This window comes from Aeromonas diversa CDC 2478-85 (genome assembly GCF_000819805.1).
Lineage (GTDB): Bacteria > Pseudomonadota > Gammaproteobacteria > Enterobacterales > Aeromonadaceae > Aeromonas > Aeromonas diversa.
The window spans coordinates 22727-39359 of sequence record NZ_CDCE01000008.1; the positions used below are offsets into that span (position 1 = coordinate 22727).

At 61.8% G+C, this 16633-nt stretch carries 15 protein-coding genes; 6 read left to right on the forward strand and 9 right to left on the reverse strand.

Going from position 1 to position 16633, the window contains the following annotated elements:
* Positions 1 to 4: 4 nt before the first annotated feature.
* Positions 5 to 1084 (forward strand): class II fructose-bisphosphate aldolase, encoded by a 1080-nt coding sequence (gene fbaA, locus BN1121_RS01200; protein ID WP_005346292.1) that lies wholly within the window; start codon positions 5 to 7, stop codon positions 1082 to 1084.
* Positions 1085 to 1223: 139 nt separating this feature from the next.
* Positions 1224 to 2516, forward strand: coding sequence for an NAD(P)/FAD-dependent oxidoreductase (locus BN1121_RS01205; protein ID WP_005346290.1), 1293 nt, complete (start codon positions 1224 to 1226; stop codon positions 2514 to 2516).
* A 56-nt stretch (positions 2517 to 2572) separates the two neighbouring features.
* Here the strand turns inward: BN1121_RS01205 and BN1121_RS01210 are convergent, their stop codons facing one another.
* Positions 2573 to 3577: a DUF2860 family protein gene (locus tag BN1121_RS01210; protein ID WP_005346289.1), complete on the reverse strand. Its 1005-nt coding sequence runs from the start codon at positions 3575 to 3577 to the stop codon at positions 2573 to 2575.
* A gap of 225 nt (positions 3578 to 3802) precedes the next feature.
* On the opposite strand from BN1121_RS01210, the gene arcB reads away from it, so the two are divergent.
* The 4 genes from arcB to BN1121_RS01230 all read left to right on the forward strand — a co-directional run bounded on the left by arcB (position 3803) and on the right by BN1121_RS01230 (position 10369).
* Complete coding sequence (gene arcB, locus BN1121_RS01215) at positions 3803 to 6103, forward strand: aerobic respiration two-component sensor histidine kinase ArcB (RefSeq protein ID WP_005346288.1); 2301 nt, start codon at positions 3803 to 3805, stop codon at positions 6101 to 6103.
* Between the two features lie 11 nt (positions 6104 to 6114).
* Positions 6115 to 7455, forward strand: a complete 1341-nt coding sequence (gene dgt / locus BN1121_RS01220) for a dGTPase (protein WP_005346287.1) — start codon at positions 6115 to 6117, stop codon at positions 7453 to 7455.
* A gap of 271 nt (positions 7456 to 7726) precedes the next feature.
* Positions 7727 to 7936: a hypothetical protein gene (locus BN1121_RS01225; protein ID WP_005346283.1), complete on the forward strand. Its 210-nt coding sequence runs from the start codon at positions 7727 to 7729 to the stop codon at positions 7934 to 7936.
* A 477-nt stretch (positions 7937 to 8413) separates the two neighbouring features.
* Positions 8414 to 10369: a methyl-accepting chemotaxis protein gene (locus tag BN1121_RS01230; protein WP_005346279.1), complete on the forward strand. Its 1956-nt coding sequence runs from the start codon at positions 8414 to 8416 to the stop codon at positions 10367 to 10369.
* A 2-nt stretch (positions 10370 to 10371) separates the two neighbouring features.
* On the opposite strand, the gene rfaH is transcribed toward BN1121_RS01230, so the two are convergent.
* The 8 genes from rfaH to BN1121_RS01270 all read right to left on the reverse strand — a co-directional run bounded on the left by rfaH (position 10372) and on the right by BN1121_RS01270 (position 16627).
* Positions 10372 to 10869, reverse strand: coding sequence for a transcription/translation regulatory transformer protein RfaH (gene rfaH / locus BN1121_RS01235; RefSeq protein WP_005346276.1), 498 nt, complete (start codon positions 10867 to 10869; stop codon positions 10372 to 10374).
* Positions 10870 to 10964: 95 nt separating this feature from the next.
* Positions 10965 to 11765 (reverse strand): methionine ABC transporter substrate-binding lipoprotein MetQ, encoded by an 801-nt coding sequence (metQ, locus tag BN1121_RS01240; RefSeq protein WP_005346274.1) that lies wholly within the window; start codon positions 11763 to 11765, stop codon positions 10965 to 10967.
* A gap of 28 nt (positions 11766 to 11793) precedes the next feature.
* On the reverse strand, positions 11794 to 12447 hold the full coding sequence (locus BN1121_RS01245; RefSeq protein ID WP_005346271.1) for a methionine ABC transporter permease: 654 nt from the start codon (positions 12445 to 12447) through the stop codon (positions 11794 to 11796).
* The gene (metN, locus tag BN1121_RS01250) at positions 12428 to 13471 is read right to left on the reverse strand and encodes a methionine ABC transporter ATP-binding protein MetN (protein ID WP_005346267.1); all 1044 of its coding nucleotides are present in this window, start codon (positions 13469 to 13471) and stop codon (positions 12428 to 12430) included. The genes BN1121_RS01245 and metN overlap by 20 nt, the downstream gene beginning before the upstream one ends.
* Positions 13472 to 13733: 262 nt before the next feature.
* Entirely contained in the window at positions 13734 to 14978 is a 1245-nt protein-coding gene (locus BN1121_RS01255; protein WP_005346263.1) for a tetratricopeptide repeat protein, read from the reverse strand.
* Positions 14979 to 14987: 9 nt separating this feature from the next.
* A complete protein-coding gene (locus BN1121_RS01260) occupies positions 14988 to 15623 on the reverse strand; it encodes an energy transducer TonB (protein ID WP_005346261.1) in 636 nt (211 codons plus the stop codon).
* 15 nt (positions 15624 to 15638) lie between these two features.
* Positions 15639 to 16046 (reverse strand): ExbD/TolR family protein, encoded by a 408-nt coding sequence (locus BN1121_RS01265; protein WP_005346259.1) that lies wholly within the window; start codon positions 16044 to 16046, stop codon positions 15639 to 15641.
* 53 nt (positions 16047 to 16099) lie between these two features.
* The gene (locus tag BN1121_RS01270; RefSeq protein ID WP_005346258.1) at positions 16100 to 16627 is read right to left on the reverse strand and encodes a MotA/TolQ/ExbB proton channel family protein; all 528 of its coding nucleotides are present in this window, start codon (positions 16625 to 16627) and stop codon (positions 16100 to 16102) included.
* Positions 16628 to 16633 lie beyond the last annotated feature (6 nt).

The following is a 16633-nucleotide window of genomic DNA, read 5'->3' on the forward strand; positions in this document are numbered from 1 at the left end:
AAACATGTCTAAGAAGATTTTCGACTTCGTAAAACCCGGCGTTATCACCGGTGATGACGTTCAGAAGGTATTCGCTATCGCCAAGGAAAACGGCTTCGCTCTGCCGGCCGTTAACTGCGTTGGTACCGACTCCGTCAACGCCGTACTGGAAGCGGCCGCCAAGGTAAAAGCCCCGGTCATCGTTCAGTTCTCCAACGGCGGCGCCGTGTTCACCGCCGGTAAGGGCCTGAAGCTGGAAGGTCAGAAGGCCGCCATCCTGGGTGCCATCTCCGGTGCCAAGCACGTTCACGCCGTGGCCGAAGCCTACGGTGTGCCGGTCATCCTGCACACCGACCACGCCGCCAAGAAGCTGCTGCCGTGGATCGACGGTCTGCTGGACGCCGGTGAGAAGCACTTCGCCGAGACCGGCAAGCCGCTGTTCTCCTCCCACATGCTGGATCTGTCCGAAGAGTCTCTGGAAGAGAACATCGACATCTGCTGCGAGTACCTGACCCGCATGGCCAAGATGAACATGACTCTCGAGCTGGAACTGGGTTGCACCGGCGGCGAAGAAGACGGTGTGGACAACAGCCACATGGATCAGTCCGCTCTGTACACCCAGCCGGAAGACGTGGCTTACGCTTACGAGCGTCTGTCCAAGATCAGCCCGCGCTTCACCATCGCTGCCTCCTTCGGCAACGTGCACGGTGTTTACAAGCCGGGTAACGTCAAGCTGACCCCCTCCATCCTGGACGCCTCCCAGAAATACGTCTCCGAGAAGTTCGGTATCCCGGCCAAGAGCCTGGACTTCGTATTCCACGGTGGCTCCGGCTCTACCCTGGAAGAGATCCGCGAATCCATCTCCTACGGCGTGGTGAAGATGAACATCGACACCGACACCCAGTGGGCGACTTGGGAAGGTCTGCTGAACTTCTACAAGAAGAACGAAGCTTACCTGCAAGGCCAGCTGGGCAACCCGGAAGGCGCCGACAAGCCGAACAAGAAGTTCTACGATCCGCGCGTATGGCTGCGTGAAGGCCAGACCTCCATGATCAAGCGTCTGGAGCAGGCGTTCTCCGATCTGAACGCCATCGACGTGCTGTAATCCGGCTCATCGAGTGAAACAGGGCGCCCTTCGGGGCGCCTTTTGTTTTTGTTTGATAAACGTCACACCCGGGGGTGTGGGCATAGGGGGGAAATTCGTTTAGTTTGGTAAACACTCACTCACTGGCAGGATGCTGATGATGATCCCGGGATCTCTGGAACACACCCACTCTTACTATGCCGCTACCCGTAATGACGACACCACCTGGCCCGAGCTGGAAGGCGAGCTGAGGGCCGACGTCTGCATCGTCGGTGGCGGTTTCACCGGTCTCAACTGCGCCATCAACCTCGCCGAGCTCGGCTATGATGTTGTGCTGCTCGAGGGACGGCGCATCGGCTGGGGAGCCTCAGGACGTAACGGTGGTCAGCTCATTCGCGGGGTTGGCCACGATACTAGGCAGTTCACGCGCTACATCGGCGAGGAAGGGGTTCGCGAGCTCGACCGGATGGGGATTGAGGCGGTGCAACTGGTTAAGGATCGTATCGAGCGTTTCGGCATCGACTGCGATCTTCAGCTCGGCTACTGCGATCTGGCGACCAAGTGGCGTCACCTGGTGGATTTTGAACAGACCCAGCGCCACCTGGAGGCGCTCGACTACCCCTTCGAGTTGCGTCAGGTGCCACGCGAGGGGATCCGCGATATCGTCGGATCGGATCGCTACATCGGCGGTCTGGTCGATATGGGCTCGGGTCATCTGCATCCCCTCAATCTGGCACTCGGCGAGGCGCGTGCCGCGGCTGCCCTCGGGGCTCGTCTGTTCGAGCACTCCCTGGTGACCCGTATCGACTACGGGCACAAGGTGACGGTCACCACGCGTCACGGTCGTGTCGAGGCAGATACCCTGGTGCTAGGCTGCAATGCCTATCTCAACGATCTGGAGCGGGAGCTGGGGGCCAGGGTGTTGCCGGCCGGCTCCTACATCCTCGCCACCGAGATGCTGCCCAAACGTCTGCGTGAACGCTTGTTGCCCCAGAATATGGCGGTGTGTGACCAGAACGTGGCGCTCGACTACTACCGCCTCTCGGCAGACGGTCGCCTGCTGTTTGGCGGCGCCTGCAACTATTCGGGAAGAGACCCCAAGGATATCCGCGCCTTCATGCAGCCCAAGCTGGCACGGGTCTTCCCCGAGCTGGCGGACACCCCTATCGAGTTTGCCTGGGGCGGCATGATCGGCATAGGCGCCAACCGCTTACCCCAGATTGGCCGTCTGCCGGATCACCCCAACGTCTACTATGCCCAGGCCTATTCCGGGCACGGTCTCAATGCCACGCACCTGGCGGCCAAGCTGGTGGCCGAGGCTATCCACGGTCACAGCCGTGGTCTCGATCTCTTTGCCGCCGTGCCACATCTGCGCTTTCCCGGCGGGCGCCACCTGCGCTCACCTCTGCTGGCGCTCGGCATGCTCTGGTATCGCCTCAAGGATCTGCTCTGAATGCAAGCAGGCTCCCCATGGGGAGCCTGCTTGTTTGGGGCATAAGCAATGACAGCTTACAGGCTGTACATCAGCCCGGTGCTCAGCGAGAGCATGTCAGAGTCATAGAAGTCGATGTCGGAGTCGGAGCCGTTCCAGGCAGCGCTCACGAAGGAGCTCAGCTTGTCGACGCCGAACAGACGGTGCCAGAAGAAGGTGCCGTTCAAGCCCCATTCGTTAGCGTCGGCCTTGCGACCGTAGATGGGGTTGGCCTCGTCGTAGTTGCGCCAGCCACCGTAGGCGTTGCCGATGACTGACCACTGGCTGTTGCGCTGGCTGTAGGTGAGCTGCAACCGGGTGGTGTCGCTGCGCTCGGCCTGGCCGTCCAGAGCGGCGCGCTCGTAGATGAGGGCCGGCAGCAGGGCTTGGTGGGCGTCGAGATCCCAGTTATAAGCGAGCTCGAGGCGGTGCAGATTGCCGTTGCGATCGAGCATGTTGGCCTCGGACTGGGTCAGGCGGCCCTGGCTCACCAGCTGCTGGCCGGATCGCTCCTCGTCGACCTTGCTGCGGCGCCAGGTATAGGCGGCGTTGATATGGCTGCTGCCGATGTCGTCCCAGGCCAGGCGCGTGCCACGGGTGCTGGCGTCGGTATCCTGTCTCTCGCCGCCGAGGTAGTAAGGGTCGGCCCAGGTCTCGGCCGGCAGGGCGGAGAAGACGTAGCCGAGGGAGACAATACCCAGGTCACCAAACTGTTGGCGCACCCCGAGCTGCTGGGTCATGTCGTAGCGCACCGCATCCTGGATCAGGTTACCGAGGAACAGCTGGGTGCGGGTATCGGCGAAGGTGTAGCGCAAGTCGGCGCCAACAAGTGCCTTGAGCGAGCCGTGCTGATCCGGGCTCTGGGTCAGGGAGTCGACGCGCGAGTCGCCCTTCTCTCCCTTGAAGAAGTTGGACTCGTATTGCTGAGCGGTGACGCCCCCCATGACGAAGCCGGAGACGCCGGATTCGGCCGGTATGGTCAGCGCGTCGGCCAGAACCATCTGGGAGCTGAGGGCGGCCAGTGCAACTAAGGCATGCTTCATGATTGTTCTCTCCATACGGGATGTGCGTGCGCGTGGCTCGCGATGATAGGCCGCGACGCTGAACCCTGGCTGATCGGCGGCGCATGAATCGCCTACCTTGTGCGCTGTGGGTTGAAAAGTAAACATTAAATAGTGTGATGGCACCCCGTGGCGCGGGGTGGGGGAGGTGAGTCCGAGCCGCCGCACTGGTATGCTGGCGTACAAATGTGACAAGGAATCGGATGGATGAAGCAGATCAAGTCGTGGGCCCAGTATTACGTCGACCTGATGACCAAGCTCGGGTTGGTGAGGTTCAGCATGCTGCTGGCGACCGGCATCATAGTGCTGGCGGTGTCGATCCAGATGGGGGTCACCCTGTTTTTGCGCAATGCGGTCGACATGGTAGACCTGGTGAGGTCGATCTTCTTCGGCCTGCTGGTGACGCCCTGGGCCGTCTACTTCCTCTCCATCGTCGTCGATCAGCTGGAGGACTCGCGCCAGCGTCTGACTCGCATGGTCACCAAGTTGCAGGAGATGCGCGAGCGCGATCTCGAGCTCAACCGCCAGTTGCAGGAGAACGTCACCCGTCTCAATGCCCAGATAGCTCAGACCCAGCAGCTGGAGAAGGCGCGTCAGCAGGCCATCGAGGATCTCGAAAACGAGGTGTTCCAGCGCGAGAAGGCCCAGCTTCATCTGGAGGAGCGCACCGCCCTGCTGCGCTCCTTCATCGACTGCTCGCCGGATCTGGTCTATTACCGCAACGAGCAGGAACAGTTTTCCGGTTGCAACCGCGCCATGGAGGAGCTGACCGGTCGCAGTGAATCTGAGCTTATCGGCCTGACCCCCTTTGACGTCTACAAGGCCGAGATCGCCGCCCGCATCGTGGAGACGGATCGCAAGGTCTTCACCGACGATCAGCCGCTGACCTATGAGCAGTGGCTGGAGTATCCGGACGGGCGCAAGGCCTACTTCGAGCTGCGCAAGGTGCCCTTCTACGATCGCTTCGGCAAGCGCCTCGGCCTGCTCGGTTTTGGCCGCGACATCACAGAGCGCAAGCAGTATCAAGACAAGCTGGAGAAGGCGAGCCGCGACAAGACCACCTTTATCTCGACCATCAGCCACGAGCTGCGCACCCCGCTGAACGGGATCGTGGGCCTAAGCCGCATCCTGCTCGACACGCCGCTCGATGAAACCCGTCATCAGCAGCTCAAGACCATCCATCTGAGCGCCGTGACCCTAGGCAACATCTTCAACGACATCATCGATCTCGACAAACTGGATCGCCGCCGTCTCGAAATCGCCCCGGCGCGCCTGGAGCTGCCCGCTTTTCTCGACGAGCTCGAGACCCTGTCACGCATCCAGGCGGAGCAGAAGGGGCTCTATCTGCACTTCGATAGAGACGGTGACGTGCCGCGCTTTGTCATGGCCGATGGTACCCGGTTGCGCCAGATCCTGTGGAATCTGGTCGGTAATGCGGTCAAGTTTACCGACGAGGGAGGGGTGACGGTGCGCTGCCTGGTTCATCCGGGTGATGGCGCGCAGCGGCTGGCGATCCACTTCGAGGTGGAGGACACCGGCATCGGTATCGCCCCGGCCGAGCAGGAGAAGATCTTCGCCATGTACTATCAGGTGCCCGGTGAGCAGAAGTATGCAATCGGTACCGGGATCGGCCTGGCGGTCTCGCGCCAGTTGGTCGAGGCCATGGGCGGCAGCCTCACGGTCGACAGCGACGCCGGCGAGGGCGCCTGCTTCACCGTCGAGCTCGAGGTGGCCCTGGCCGAGGAGCCTGCGCTGGAAAGCGGAGACATCCCCTCTCTGGACATACTCTTGGTGGAGGATGTGGAGCTTAACATCACGGTGGCGAGCGCCCTGCTGCAGAAGTTTGGCCACAGGGTCGAGGTGGCTCGCAACGGCGAGGAGGCCCTGGCCAAGGCCAACCCCGATGATTTCGATCTGATCCTGCTCGATATCCAGTTGCCTGACATGACAGGTTTCGATATCGCCCGCGTCCTGCACGAGCGTTACGGTGAGGTATTGCCACCCATGGTGGCGCTGACCGCCAATCTGGTGACCGATCGCCAGACCTATCTCGATGCAGGCATGGTCGATGTGCTGCGTAAACCCATCGGCTCGGCCGCGGTACACAATGTGCTGGGTCGGCTGTTTGGCGGCATGGATGAGGAGGCCCCACAACAGAGCGGGGGGAGTGGCGTGCTGGATCTTGCCTTCCTCGAAGACTATGCGGGGACCGTCGGCAAGCCTCTGATGCGCTCCAGCGTGGATCTCTTCGAGAAGATGATGCCCGATTACATGGCGGTGCTCGACTCCAACATGACGGCCCGGGATCAGAAGGGCATTGTCGAGGAGGCGCACAAGATCAAGGGGGCGGCGGGCTCCATCGGGCTGCGACGCATTCAAGGGGTGGCGCAGCAGATCCAGAGCCCCGATCTGCCCGCTTGGTGGGAGAATGTTGAGGACTGGATCGAGGCGATGCGCCGGGACTACCCGGCGGATCTCAAGGCGCTTCGGCGTTGGCTAGAGAGTTGAGGATAGGCCTCATGTATGCACGTCTGATCCCGGCACTGCGCTGCCGCCAGCAAGTCGACGAGGGGTTGCTGGAGGCGACGGAGCGGGATCGGGCCCGCATCGTTCAGGCGGCGCCGGTACGCCGCCTGCAACAGAAGACCCAGGTATTCCCCCTGGATGTGAAGGCATCGGTACGCAGCCGACTCACTCACTCCCTCGAAGTGCAGGAGACGGGGCGCCAGATAGCGCGGCAGATCCTCGCCGCCTTGCCCGACCTCGACATCCCCCCCCTGGTCTTCATCAACCTGGTTGAGATGGCCTCCCTGCTGCACGACGTGGGTAACCCCCCCTTCGGTCACTTCGGTGAGCAGGTGATGGGACAGTGGATGCAGAGCCATCACGATCGTTACTACACCGCCGCACTGGGGCACGCACCCGTGCAACAGTGGCACCCATTTCGGGACGATCTCTGCCACTTCGACGGTAATGCCCAGAGCCTGCGGCTGGTGCACTCACTGCACGAGCTGGATCTCACCCAGGGGCAGTTGGCGGCCCTGTGCAAGTACCCAGGAGAGGGAAAGGGGGAGGGGTGGCAGGCCAAGTGTGGCGTCTATGCCAGTGAACGCCCCCTGATTGCCCAGTTGTGGCACTCGCTCGGGCTTGCGCCCGGTGCCCGTCATCCCCTCGCCTATATCATGGAGGCGGCCGATGACATCTCCTATTGCATCGCCGATCTGGAAGATGCGGTGGACAGGCGCATTCTCTCTCGCGACGCCCTGCAGCAGGCATTGCGCGATAGCACGGACGAGCCCTGGCTTGGGCAGCTTATCGACCTGGCGAGGGAGCAGGACCCCCGCTTCTTTGCTCCATTTCGCGAGCTGCTCACCGCCGAGTTGGTGACGCTGGCGGCCAGGACCTACCTGATGGAGCATGAGGCAATCCTGAGTGGGCGCTATCCCAGGCCGCTGCTCCATGGCCAGAGTGCGCCAGCCCGGGCGCTGGATCTGTTGCGGCGTGTGGCCCGTGAAGAGGTCTTCCTGCGTCCGGAGGTCGAGGCGCTGGAGCTGGAAGGGTATGCCGCCCTTCGCACCGTGCTGGATACCTATGGGGAGTTACTGGCGCTGCCGGCCGCCCGTTTTCAGGGACTGCTGGCGGGGGAGAGTCATGGACTCTTCGTCTTGCGCCGCCTGGTTCACCGCCTCTCGGCCCGCCATATTCGGGCCTATCAAGGGGCCATCGAGCGCGTGGATCCCCGCTTTGCGGATCCGCTTCATCAGGAGTGGTATTACCGGGCGCGCCTGCTGCTCGATTACGTCAGCGGCATGACCGATACCTATATCCAGCAGGAGTATCGACTGCTCTGTGGCTTCTGACTCCCCAAATGGGGGGGCGTGATTGCCACGGGAGCGCCGTTTTTTTAGACTGCTGCAACCTGTTCAATCTTTCATCTGTGAGGAGACGATCATGATCAATTTCATGAACCAACAAGCGACCTCCCTGCGCCATTGCGGCGCGGATGCGATCGCACGTCTCCCGCGTGGGATGAGCAGGGATTAACCCTTCTTTCATTCATCACCCGCGGCACTTCCGCAGGGTGATGTTCCTCTCTCCGGGAGTGCCAATGGGCTCTGACGGAGTTTTTTTATGTCTATCGAATTGGTTCTGCTGCGTGGTATGGAAAACCTGGTGCAGCGTCGAATTGCCCGTATTGAACGCCGTTTGGCGATGCCTTATCTCTCCCCGGCCCTGTTGCGTGACATCGGGCTGGAAGGCAATGAGGCCGAGATCGGTATGAGCCTGATTTCGGAGCGGGAGTATCAAACCGGCTTACGTCTTGGGAACCGAATACGGTAATCCGGGGGGGCTTGCCCCCGGATACCGTGCAAGGGGAGGGGGAGACCCCTCCCCATTTTATTTTCCAAAAAGATTCAGGCTGATTCGTTGCTAACCGGTGTTATTGTTTTTTATTCTCCAAATTGGAGAAAATACCATCATTGTCGGCCACGCAAGATAACCGGACCGCAATGCATGCAGCAGGGTTAGCAGCGGAGGGCTTAAGATGGCCGCCGTATCATGACCTGCTTGACGTCGCATCACGCAGCGGGCATGGGAGGTCAGTCCAAGGGAGGACTACCCTATCCCTATACCGGTGGTGCAGGGCATCGCAGACACAGAGACCCGGGGTAATGGAGCAAACCGGGATGCGATCAATACCAAGGTTTTTTCTCCGCTCACCCCATGCTCAGAGTGACACTGCAGGGGGGCAAAGGAGCATTCTCCTTCTGAGCGGTAAATAGGGCGCAGGGTGCGCCATAAGGAACAGGGACGTTCATGAAAATTGTGCATCAACTACTGGCTGGATTTGGTGTTATCAATCTGATGGTGCTGGCAGGCTCGCTGCTTATCTACGGGGAGCAACGCCAGATGCAGGAGGCGCAGCAGCGTCTGCTCGATGAGGCGCTCCCTGCACTGCAACGGGGTGAGGCGAGCCAGAAGGCGCTGGTGGCGACGGTCTCCTCGCTGCGCGGATATCTTATCCTCGGCGCCCAGCCAGAGCAGGCGCAACGGCTGCAGCAGGAGTGGCAACAGGCCTGGCAGGCCCTCGAACAGATTGGTGCCAACACGGGAGACATGCGCCCCCTGCAGGAGCTGGTGTGGCAACTGGCCCACAGCGATGAGAACCTGCCGGCCCATACTCTGATGCTGCAAGAGGCCGGTCCCTTGGCCGAGGCGGCGCTCGATCAGTTGCAATCCCTCGCCAACGAGGAGGTAGCGGCACCGGTCGGCTCCCTGCCCGGCGACCGCCGCCAGTTTCTGAAATTGGTGGGTGATGCCTATAACAGCCTATCCAATGCCCTCTCCGCCCTGCGCGACTTCCTGATCACCGGCTCACCCGACTACCTGAACAAGTTTCGTGACTATCAGGCCTTCCACCGGCAACGGGTGGCCGAGCTCAATGCCCGCAAAGAGGAGATGAGCGCTACCCAACGGGATCTCTGGCCTCTCTTTAACGAGATGATGACGCCCTTCGACGAGCTGGTCGAGCAGGTCATCACTCTGCGCCAGTCGCCGGACTGGAACCGGGCCAACCACCTGATGGCGAGTCAGGTCGAGCCAAGGCAGCAGCAACTGGTGGGTGAGGCGCAGCAGCGCGTCCTCCAGGCCGAGGGCGCGGTGCGCGAGATATCCGAGGCCCTGACCAGGACAGGCGCCACCATCTCACTGCTGCTGTTGATGGTGACGCTGGGCACTCTGCTGCTGGGAATGAGCATCGCCGTCTGGTTGGCGCGCAGGGTGGGGTTGGGGATCGATCCTCTGGTGCGCCGGGCCGAGTCGGTGGCAGAGGGGAATCTCCCTCTCGCCCCCCTCGATAGTCGCCACAGGGACGAGCTGGGACTGTTGACCGCCGCCGTCAACCGTATGACGGGGCAGCTGCGAGAGTTGGTCTCGGGTCTGCAAGGGTTGGTGGTGCGGGTCGATGAGGCCGGGGGCGACGTGGCCTCCCTCTCTACCTCCTTGCGTCAGCTGTTGGATGCGTTGATGGCCCAGTCCGAGCAGGTGGCGCTGGCCATGAGCGAGATCTCGGGGGCGGCGCGCGGTATCGCCGGCACGGTGGAGCAGACGGCCCGTGAGGCGAGGGCGACCGAAAGCGGGTTGAGCGAAGTGGTTCAGAGCCTGGGGTTGATGACCCGGGCCATGGAGGCCGTCTCGGCCATGATCGAGGAAGCTAACGGCGCCATGGGGGCGCTGCGGGGCCAGAGTGAACAGATAGGCCAGGTGACGGGGGTCATCGCCTCTATCGCCGAGCAGACCAACCTGCTTGCCCTCAACGCCGCCATCGAGGCGGCGCGGGCCGGCGATCAGGGACGGGGCTTTGCCGTGGTGGCCGACGAGGTGCGCCAGCTGGCCCAGCGTACCCAGGGATCGACCCGGGAAATCGCCGTCAGCGTCCAGCAGATCCAGGAGCAGACCCGCACCACGGCCGAGACGGTGGCTCGAGGGACCGAGTTGGTGGCAGGGGGAGAAGAGGCGGTGCAACAGGCCAGCCTGCTGCTCACCAAGACGGCCGAGCGGGTGCGCGCCCTGGCTCTGGGGCTGGCCGAGGTCGACACGGCGACCCACCAGCAATCGGATGTGGCGACGTCGGTTGCCGAGCGGCTGGCCGACATGGTTCGTCTCTGCCAGCAGGCGGGTGAGCGCAGTGAAGAGGGAGACCGAGTGGTGCACCGGCTCGGCGAAAACACCGGCCGGCTGCGGGATATGTTGGGGCGCTTTACGCTGGAGTGAACCTAGAGCAGGCGAAACTCCTGGTTGGCGATGCTGGCAGGGGTTTCGTTGTTGAGCAGATGAATGAGCAGTATGGCCCGTTGATCGCCGTCCGGCTCTTGATAGATGGCCTCTATCCCCTGGAAGGGGCCTGATTCGATCAGTACCTTGTCTCCCGGGCTGGGCAGCTCGGCATACCTGGCCCGAGCCTCGTCGCTGTCATCCTGGCTCATCAGGCTATAGACCAGCTGCTTGGGGATGGGGGTCCACTCCTCACCAAAGCGGATGATGCGTGCGATACCTCGGGTTGACTTGATGCTCATGGGCGTCACCACATCGAGATCCGCATAGATGAAGAGATAGGCGGGAAACATGGGTTCGCGTACCTTGACCCGCTTGCCGCGCCTGAGCTTCTCTACCTCGACCATGGGGTAGTAAGACTCGATGCCCTGCATTTTCAGATTGGCCTCGGCGCGCCCCTCTTCCTTGGCTTTGCAGTAGGCCAGATACCATTGATGCATAAGAGTGAAAACATTGCGGCTATTCCTGCCGATATGATAGCGACTGGAAGCAAAAAGGCCACGTTAAACGTGGCCTTGACGGGGCGTTTGGCGAATTACCAGCCTTTGACCAGCCCACCCTTGAACAGCTCGTCACCCTTCTTGTAGACCTCTTCGGTCTGGAAGGATTGCACGAACTCCTTGACCTTCTGCTCGTCCTTGTTGGCCTCGCGAGCCACGATCAGGTTGACGTAGGGAGACTCCTTATCCTCGACAAACAGGCCGTCACGGCTCGGGGTCAGATCGATCTGACTGGCGAAGGTGGTGTTGATGATGGCCAGATCCACGTCCTCCAGGGAGCGCGGCAGCTGGGCGGCCTCCAGCTCGACGATCTTCAGGTTCTTCGGGTTGGCGACGATGTCGAGCACGGTGGCGTTCAGGTTAGCGTTGTCCTTGAGGGTCAGCAGACCCTGTTTGGCCAGCAGGATCAGGGAGCGACCCAGGTTGGTGGGGTCGTTCGGCACGGCGATCTGGGCCCCGTCCTTGAGCTCATCCAGCGACTTCAGTTTCTTGGAGTAGCCGGCGATGGGGTAGACGAAGGTGTTGCCGACCGGCACCAGCTTGAAGCCGCGATCCTTGACCTGAGCATCCAGGTAGGGTTTGTGCTGGAAGGCGTTGAGATCGATGCTGCCATCGTTCAGGGCCACGTTCGGGGTGACATAGTCGGAGAAGGTGACTACCTCGACCTGCAGGCCGTACTTCTCCTTGGCCACCTTGGCGGCCGTCTCGACCAGCTCGGACTCGGCACCGGCGATGGCGCCGACCTTCAGTACCTTGTTCTCTTCCTTCTGACCGCAGCCGGCCAGAACCAGGCCGGCCAGCAGGGCGGCCGCGACAGATTTGATAACCAGTTTCATGTTTTACCTCCTGTAAAGAATCATTGAATCAGCGGTGATCGACCCGTTTGACCAGGCGATCTCCCAGGCTCTGAATGAGTTGTACCAGCACCACCAGAATGACCACGGTCGTGAGCATGACCACCGGATCGAAGCGCTGGTAGCCGTAGCGAATACCCACATCGCCGAGGCCGCCACCGCCGATGGCGCCGGCCATGGCCGAGTAGTTGACCAGGGCCACCAGGGTAATGGTGACGCTGTTGATGACGCCGGGCAGGGCCTCGGGCAGCAGCACCTTGGCGATGATCTGCAGCGGCTTGGCTCCCATGGCACGGGCGGCTTCCACCAGGCCGTCCGGGATCTCCATCAAGGCGCCCTCTACCAGACGGGCGAAGAAGGGGATGGCGCCGATAGTGAGCGGGACCACCGCCGCGGCCGTGCCTATGCTGGTGCCGACCACGAAGCGGGTGAACGGGATGATGGCCACCAGCAAGATGATGAAAGGCACCGAACGTCCTATGTTGACCACCAGTCCCAGGGCCCAGTTGAGGGCCGGGTTTTCCAGGATCTGGTCGCGCTTGGTGACATGCAGGGCGACGCCGAGTGGCAGCCCCAGCAGGCAGCTGAAGAGGGCCGAGGCCAGCACCATGATGAGGGTGTCGCCCAGGGCGGCGATGAGCAGATTAACCATGGCTTCGGACATAACCCAGCACCTCCAGTTGAATGTGATGTTCGATGAAGAAGGCCTGAGCCGACTCGCACTGCCCGGCATCTCCAAACAGTTCGGCGAGCAGGAAGCCAAACTTGACCCCGCCTGCGTACTCTATGTTGGCGGAGAGGATGCTGATGTCGATGCCAAAGCGGCGGCTCACCTCCGAAATGAGGGGGGCATCGACCGTGTTGCCGGTGAAGCCGAGCTTGACCAGGGGGTAGCTCCCCTCGATGCGTTTGGGCACCAGACGCACCTGGTACTCCTCGGGGATGGCCACATGAATGGTGGAGCGAATGAACTCTTGGGCCAGCGCCGTCTTGGCATGGGTAAAGAACCAGGCCACCTCACCGCGCTCGATCAGCTTGCCGTCGCTGATGATGGCGACCTCGTCACAGATGCGCTTGACCACCTCCATCTCGTGGGTGATGAGCAGTATGGTCAGCCCCAGCTTGCTGTTGATCTCCTTGAGCAGTGTCAGGATCGACTGGGTCGTCTGGGGATCGAGGGCCGAGGTGGCTTCGTCACACAGCAGTACCTTGGGGGAAGGGGCCAGGGCCCGGGCGATGGCCACCCGTTGCTTCTGCCCGCCGGAGAGCTCGGCCGGATAGGCCTGGGCGCGGTGCTCCAGTCCCACCAGGGCCAGCAGCTCGGTCACCCGGGCGGCGATGCGCCCCTTGTCCCACCCCGCCAGCTCCAGCGGGAAGGCGACGTTGCCGGCGACGGTGCGTGACGAGAGCAGGTTGAAATGTTGGAAGATCATGCCGATCTGGCGGCGGGCCAGGGTCAACTCCCCTTCGGGCAGCGCGGTGAGATCGGTGCCGTCAACCACGACCTGACCCGTGGTGGGGCGTTCGAGCAGGTTGACGCAACGGATCAGGGTGCTCTTGCCGGCCCCCGAGGCGCCGATGACGCCGACAATCTTGCCCTGTGGCACCTCCAGACTTACCTCGCGCAGGGCATGCACGGCATTGTCGCCGTGACCATAGACCTTGCTCAGACCGATCAATTTAATCATGCCATCATCCGTGTCGAGAGCGCCGCAGTACAGAGGACTGGTCGCTGAAAAGTTGGGCAGAGGAATGGTGGCCATACCCTGCCTGAGTAGTGGATGATGCTAAGATGTCTGGATGGCCATGTCAATGAATGTTTCTACGTCTGGACGTCTAAACATCCAGTTTGTCATTTGATGATGTTCCATAAAAAAGACCGCTCCGGGGAGCGGCCAATTGCCACCAAGGCAAAGGGTGGGCCCGCTGGCGCGGGCCTCTCTGTAGTGGTTATTGGGCTGCGGTTTCCTGCAGCTCGCCGTTTTGTTCCTTGAGGAAGGCGATCCAGGGGGTGGCTCGGCCACTCATGGCACCGTTCTGGGCTGCTTGGGAGAAGGCAGCCAGGGCTTCCTTGGGCTTGTCCTGCTCAAACAGGGCGACGCCGGAGAGGAAGCGCAGCTCGGCACGCTGCTCCCCATTGGCACCGGCAGCCGGCTTGCCTGCCAGCGCCACCAGATCCCCGTAGCGTTTGGCCTGCACCATCATGCGCGCCATCTTGAGCTGCAGATCGCCGCTCGGCGCCTTGCGGTAGGAGGCCAGGAGCGTGTCGATGGCGGGATTGATCTCCTTGGCCTGATGCCAGAAGTTGGCCAGCGTCTTGAGGTTGGCGGGCGTCTCTTCCACCTGACCCGCCTTGATGGCTTTCTCCATCACGCGGGCGGCGCGATGGGGAATGCCGTTGAAGGCGAGGTAGTTGCACAGGCGCAGCAGTTCGGCCGACTCGGTGAGCATGCCGAGTCGATAGGCACTCTCCAGCGCCGCCAGCGCCTTGCCGTCGTTGCCGGCCTGCTGGTTCATGGCCGACAGCTGCATCCAGTACTTCTTCTTCTCCGGGAACATGCCAACCAAGGCGGTGAGCACATCGGTGGCCTGCTTGTACTGCTTGAGCTCGTAGTGAGCCCCCATCTTCAGCAGGTACCAGGACTCGGGGGCCTTGGCGCCGGAGAGGCGGATCGCCTGCTCGGCGGCCGGGATGGCCTCCTTGTACTGCTTGAGCTGGACCAGGGCGTTGGCCAGGGTGATATAGGCATGGGGAGTTGGCTTCTCATCCTTGCCCAGATTGGCAAACCACTCCTTCATGGTCTTCACCGAGGCCTGGTAGTTACCTTCCGCCATATAGAGCTGCGCCAGGTTGTAGCGCACCTGCTGGGCGACCGGGCCCGGCAGGCCGCCGGTGGCGATCGCATCGGCGAAATACTTGGTCGCCTGGCTGTACTTCTCCTGCTGAGCCGCCACGAAACCCAGGGTCTGCAAGATGACGCCCTTGTCGTAGACGCGCTCGCTCGCTCCCGAGAGGGCCTCTTGCAGCTTGGCGTTGGCCTCGCCGTATCGCTTCTCGGTGATCAGCTCCTGGGCCTTGTTGACCGCCCGGTAGGCACGATCCGACAGGGCCGGCTGCTCTGCCGCCAAGGGGGCGGTGCTGATAAGCACCGCCAGGGCGACCGGGGCCAGGCCCCATTGTTTCCATCCTTTCATCGCCACTCCTTAGTTGACCGCAAACTCGATCTCTTGTTGCATCCGGCTGGCCTGGGGTTTGCCGTCCACCATGGCCGGCTTGAAGGTCCACTTGGCTACGGTTTTCTTGGCTTCCTTGCCAAGGTCATAGCTGCGGGGATCTTCGCGCACGACGCGAATGTCGTTGACCGTGCCGCGCTCGGTAACGGTGAACTCGAGCACCACCTTGCCCGACGCCAGACCCGCCAGGGCGGCCTTGCGTGGCATCATGGGCTCGAACGTTGCCAGCGGAATGGCACCGTTATTGCCGCCGAGGCCACCACCACCTGTGCCGGTGCTGTAGGCGCCGAGGGCGTTACCACCACCAATGTTGACCGGTAGATCGAGATTGGGCATGTCCATGGGCGCGCTCTCCATCTTGGGGCGATCCGTGCTCGCCACTTCCAGCTCGGGAGGGGGCGGCGGACGCTTGGGAGGGGGAGGCTTGGGCAGCTCGCGTTGTTTCTCCTGCAGGGTCTCCTGGGGTTTGATGCGGATAAAGTCGACCATGCTCGGGTCTTCCTTCTCGATCAGCTCACCCCTGTGCTGGTTTACCAGCCTGTTCATTCCCCAGAACAGGCCAAACACCACCACAAACGAGACCAGGAGGGATATCAGATATCTCATTGTCGCCTCCTGGCATCAGCCTTCCTTGTTGGCGGCGATGGAGATGTTCTGCACGCCGGCCATGCGGATCTGATCCATGACCTCGACCACGATACCGGAACGGGATTCGGTATCGGCCTGGATGACCACGGCGCTCTCGGGGTTTTCGGCGCGCAGACGTTCGATGTTGGCGCGCACGGCACCCACTTCGACCTGACGCTTGTCGACCCAGACCTGGCCGTTCTCACGCACGGCGACCATGATGTTGCCCTTCTTCACCGTCTCGGCCGTGTTGGCGCTGGGGCGGTTGATCTCGACACCGGCTTCCTTGACGAAGGAGGTGGTGACGATAAAGAAGATGAGCATGATGAAGACGATGTCCAGCATGGGGGTGAGATCGATGGCGGCCTCGTCGGCGCCGCTATCGCTATAGCGTTTTCTCATCGCAAAACTCCTTGCTCATGGCCGGGGCCCTGCCCCGGCCATTGCTTCCTGCGTTAACCGTGTTTCAGGTTGTCTTCCAGCTTGTCGACGGCCAGTTTGGCCTTGTGATCGAGCTGGTTCACAAAGAACAGACCCGAGAGAGAGGCGATCATGCCGGCCATGGTCGGGATGGTCGCCTTGGAGATGCCTGAGGCCATGGCTCGCGGTGAGCCGGTGCCGGTCACGGCCAGGGTATCGAACACCTGAACCATGCCGACCACTGTGCCGAGCAGCCCCATCAGGGGACAGAGGGCGATCAACACCTTGATGATCGGCATCCCCTTGTCCACCGCCATGGCAACATGCGAGACCATCTCACGCCGGATCTGCTTGGCAGACCAGGAGAGGTGATCGGTGCGCCCGAGCCATGACTGTTTGGTCTCTCTCACCTGTTTCGGGTAGACGGTGATGAAATAGAACCAGCGTTCCAGCAGCAGGGCCCACATCAGCAGGGTCAGGAAGAAGATGGCGACCAATACGTCGCCACCCAGCCCCAGGAACCGGCGGACGGACTCCACTTCTTCAATCAACCAGAACCACATGGATGA

Bases quoted from the DNA above. Each gene is read 5' to 3' on its own strand.
- dgt (WP_005346287.1), top strand. From the start codon at position 6,115: ATGTATGCACGTCTGATCCCGGCACTGCGCTGCCGCCAGCAAGTCGAC.
- BN1121_RS01270 (WP_005346258.1), bottom strand. From the start codon at position 16,627: ATGTGGTTCTGGTTGATTGAAGAAGTGGAGTCCGTCCGCCGGTTCCTG.
- BN1121_RS01205 (WP_005346290.1), top strand. From the start codon at position 1,224: ATGATCCCGGGATCTCTGGAACACACCCACTCTTACTATGCCGCTACC.
- fbaA (WP_005346292.1), top strand. From the start codon at position 5: ATGTCTAAGAAGATTTTCGACTTCGTAAAACCCGGCGTTATCACCGGT.
- BN1121_RS01230 (WP_005346279.1), top strand. From the start codon at position 8,414: ATGAAAATTGTGCATCAACTACTGGCTGGATTTGGTGTTATCAATCTG.
- rfaH (WP_005346276.1), bottom strand. From the start codon at position 10,869: ATGCATCAATGGTATCTGGCCTACTGCAAAGCCAAGGAAGAGGGGCGC.
- BN1121_RS01260 (WP_005346261.1), bottom strand. From the start codon at position 15,623: ATGAGATATCTGATATCCCTCCTGGTCTCGTTTGTGGTGGTGTTTGGC.
- BN1121_RS01265 (WP_005346259.1), bottom strand. From the start codon at position 16,046: ATGAGAAAACGCTATAGCGATAGCGGCGCCGACGAGGCCGCCATCGAT.
- BN1121_RS01225 (WP_005346283.1), top strand. From the start codon at position 7,727: ATGTCTATCGAATTGGTTCTGCTGCGTGGTATGGAAAACCTGGTGCAG.
- arcB (WP_005346288.1), top strand. From the start codon at position 3,803: ATGAAGCAGATCAAGTCGTGGGCCCAGTATTACGTCGACCTGATGACC.
- metQ (WP_005346274.1), bottom strand. From the start codon at position 11,765: ATGAAACTGGTTATCAAATCTGTCGCGGCCGCCCTGCTGGCCGGCCTG.
- BN1121_RS01210 (WP_005346289.1), bottom strand. From the start codon at position 3,577: ATGAAGCATGCCTTAGTTGCACTGGCCGCCCTCAGCTCCCAGATGGTT.
- BN1121_RS01255 (WP_005346263.1), bottom strand. From the start codon at position 14,978: ATGAAAGGATGGAAACAATGGGGCCTGGCCCCGGTCGCCCTGGCGGTG.
- metN (WP_005346267.1), bottom strand. From the start codon at position 13,471: ATGATTAAATTGATCGGTCTGAGCAAGGTCTATGGTCACGGCGACAAT.
- BN1121_RS01245 (WP_005346271.1), bottom strand. From the start codon at position 12,447: ATGTCCGAAGCCATGGTTAATCTGCTCATCGCCGCCCTGGGCGACACC.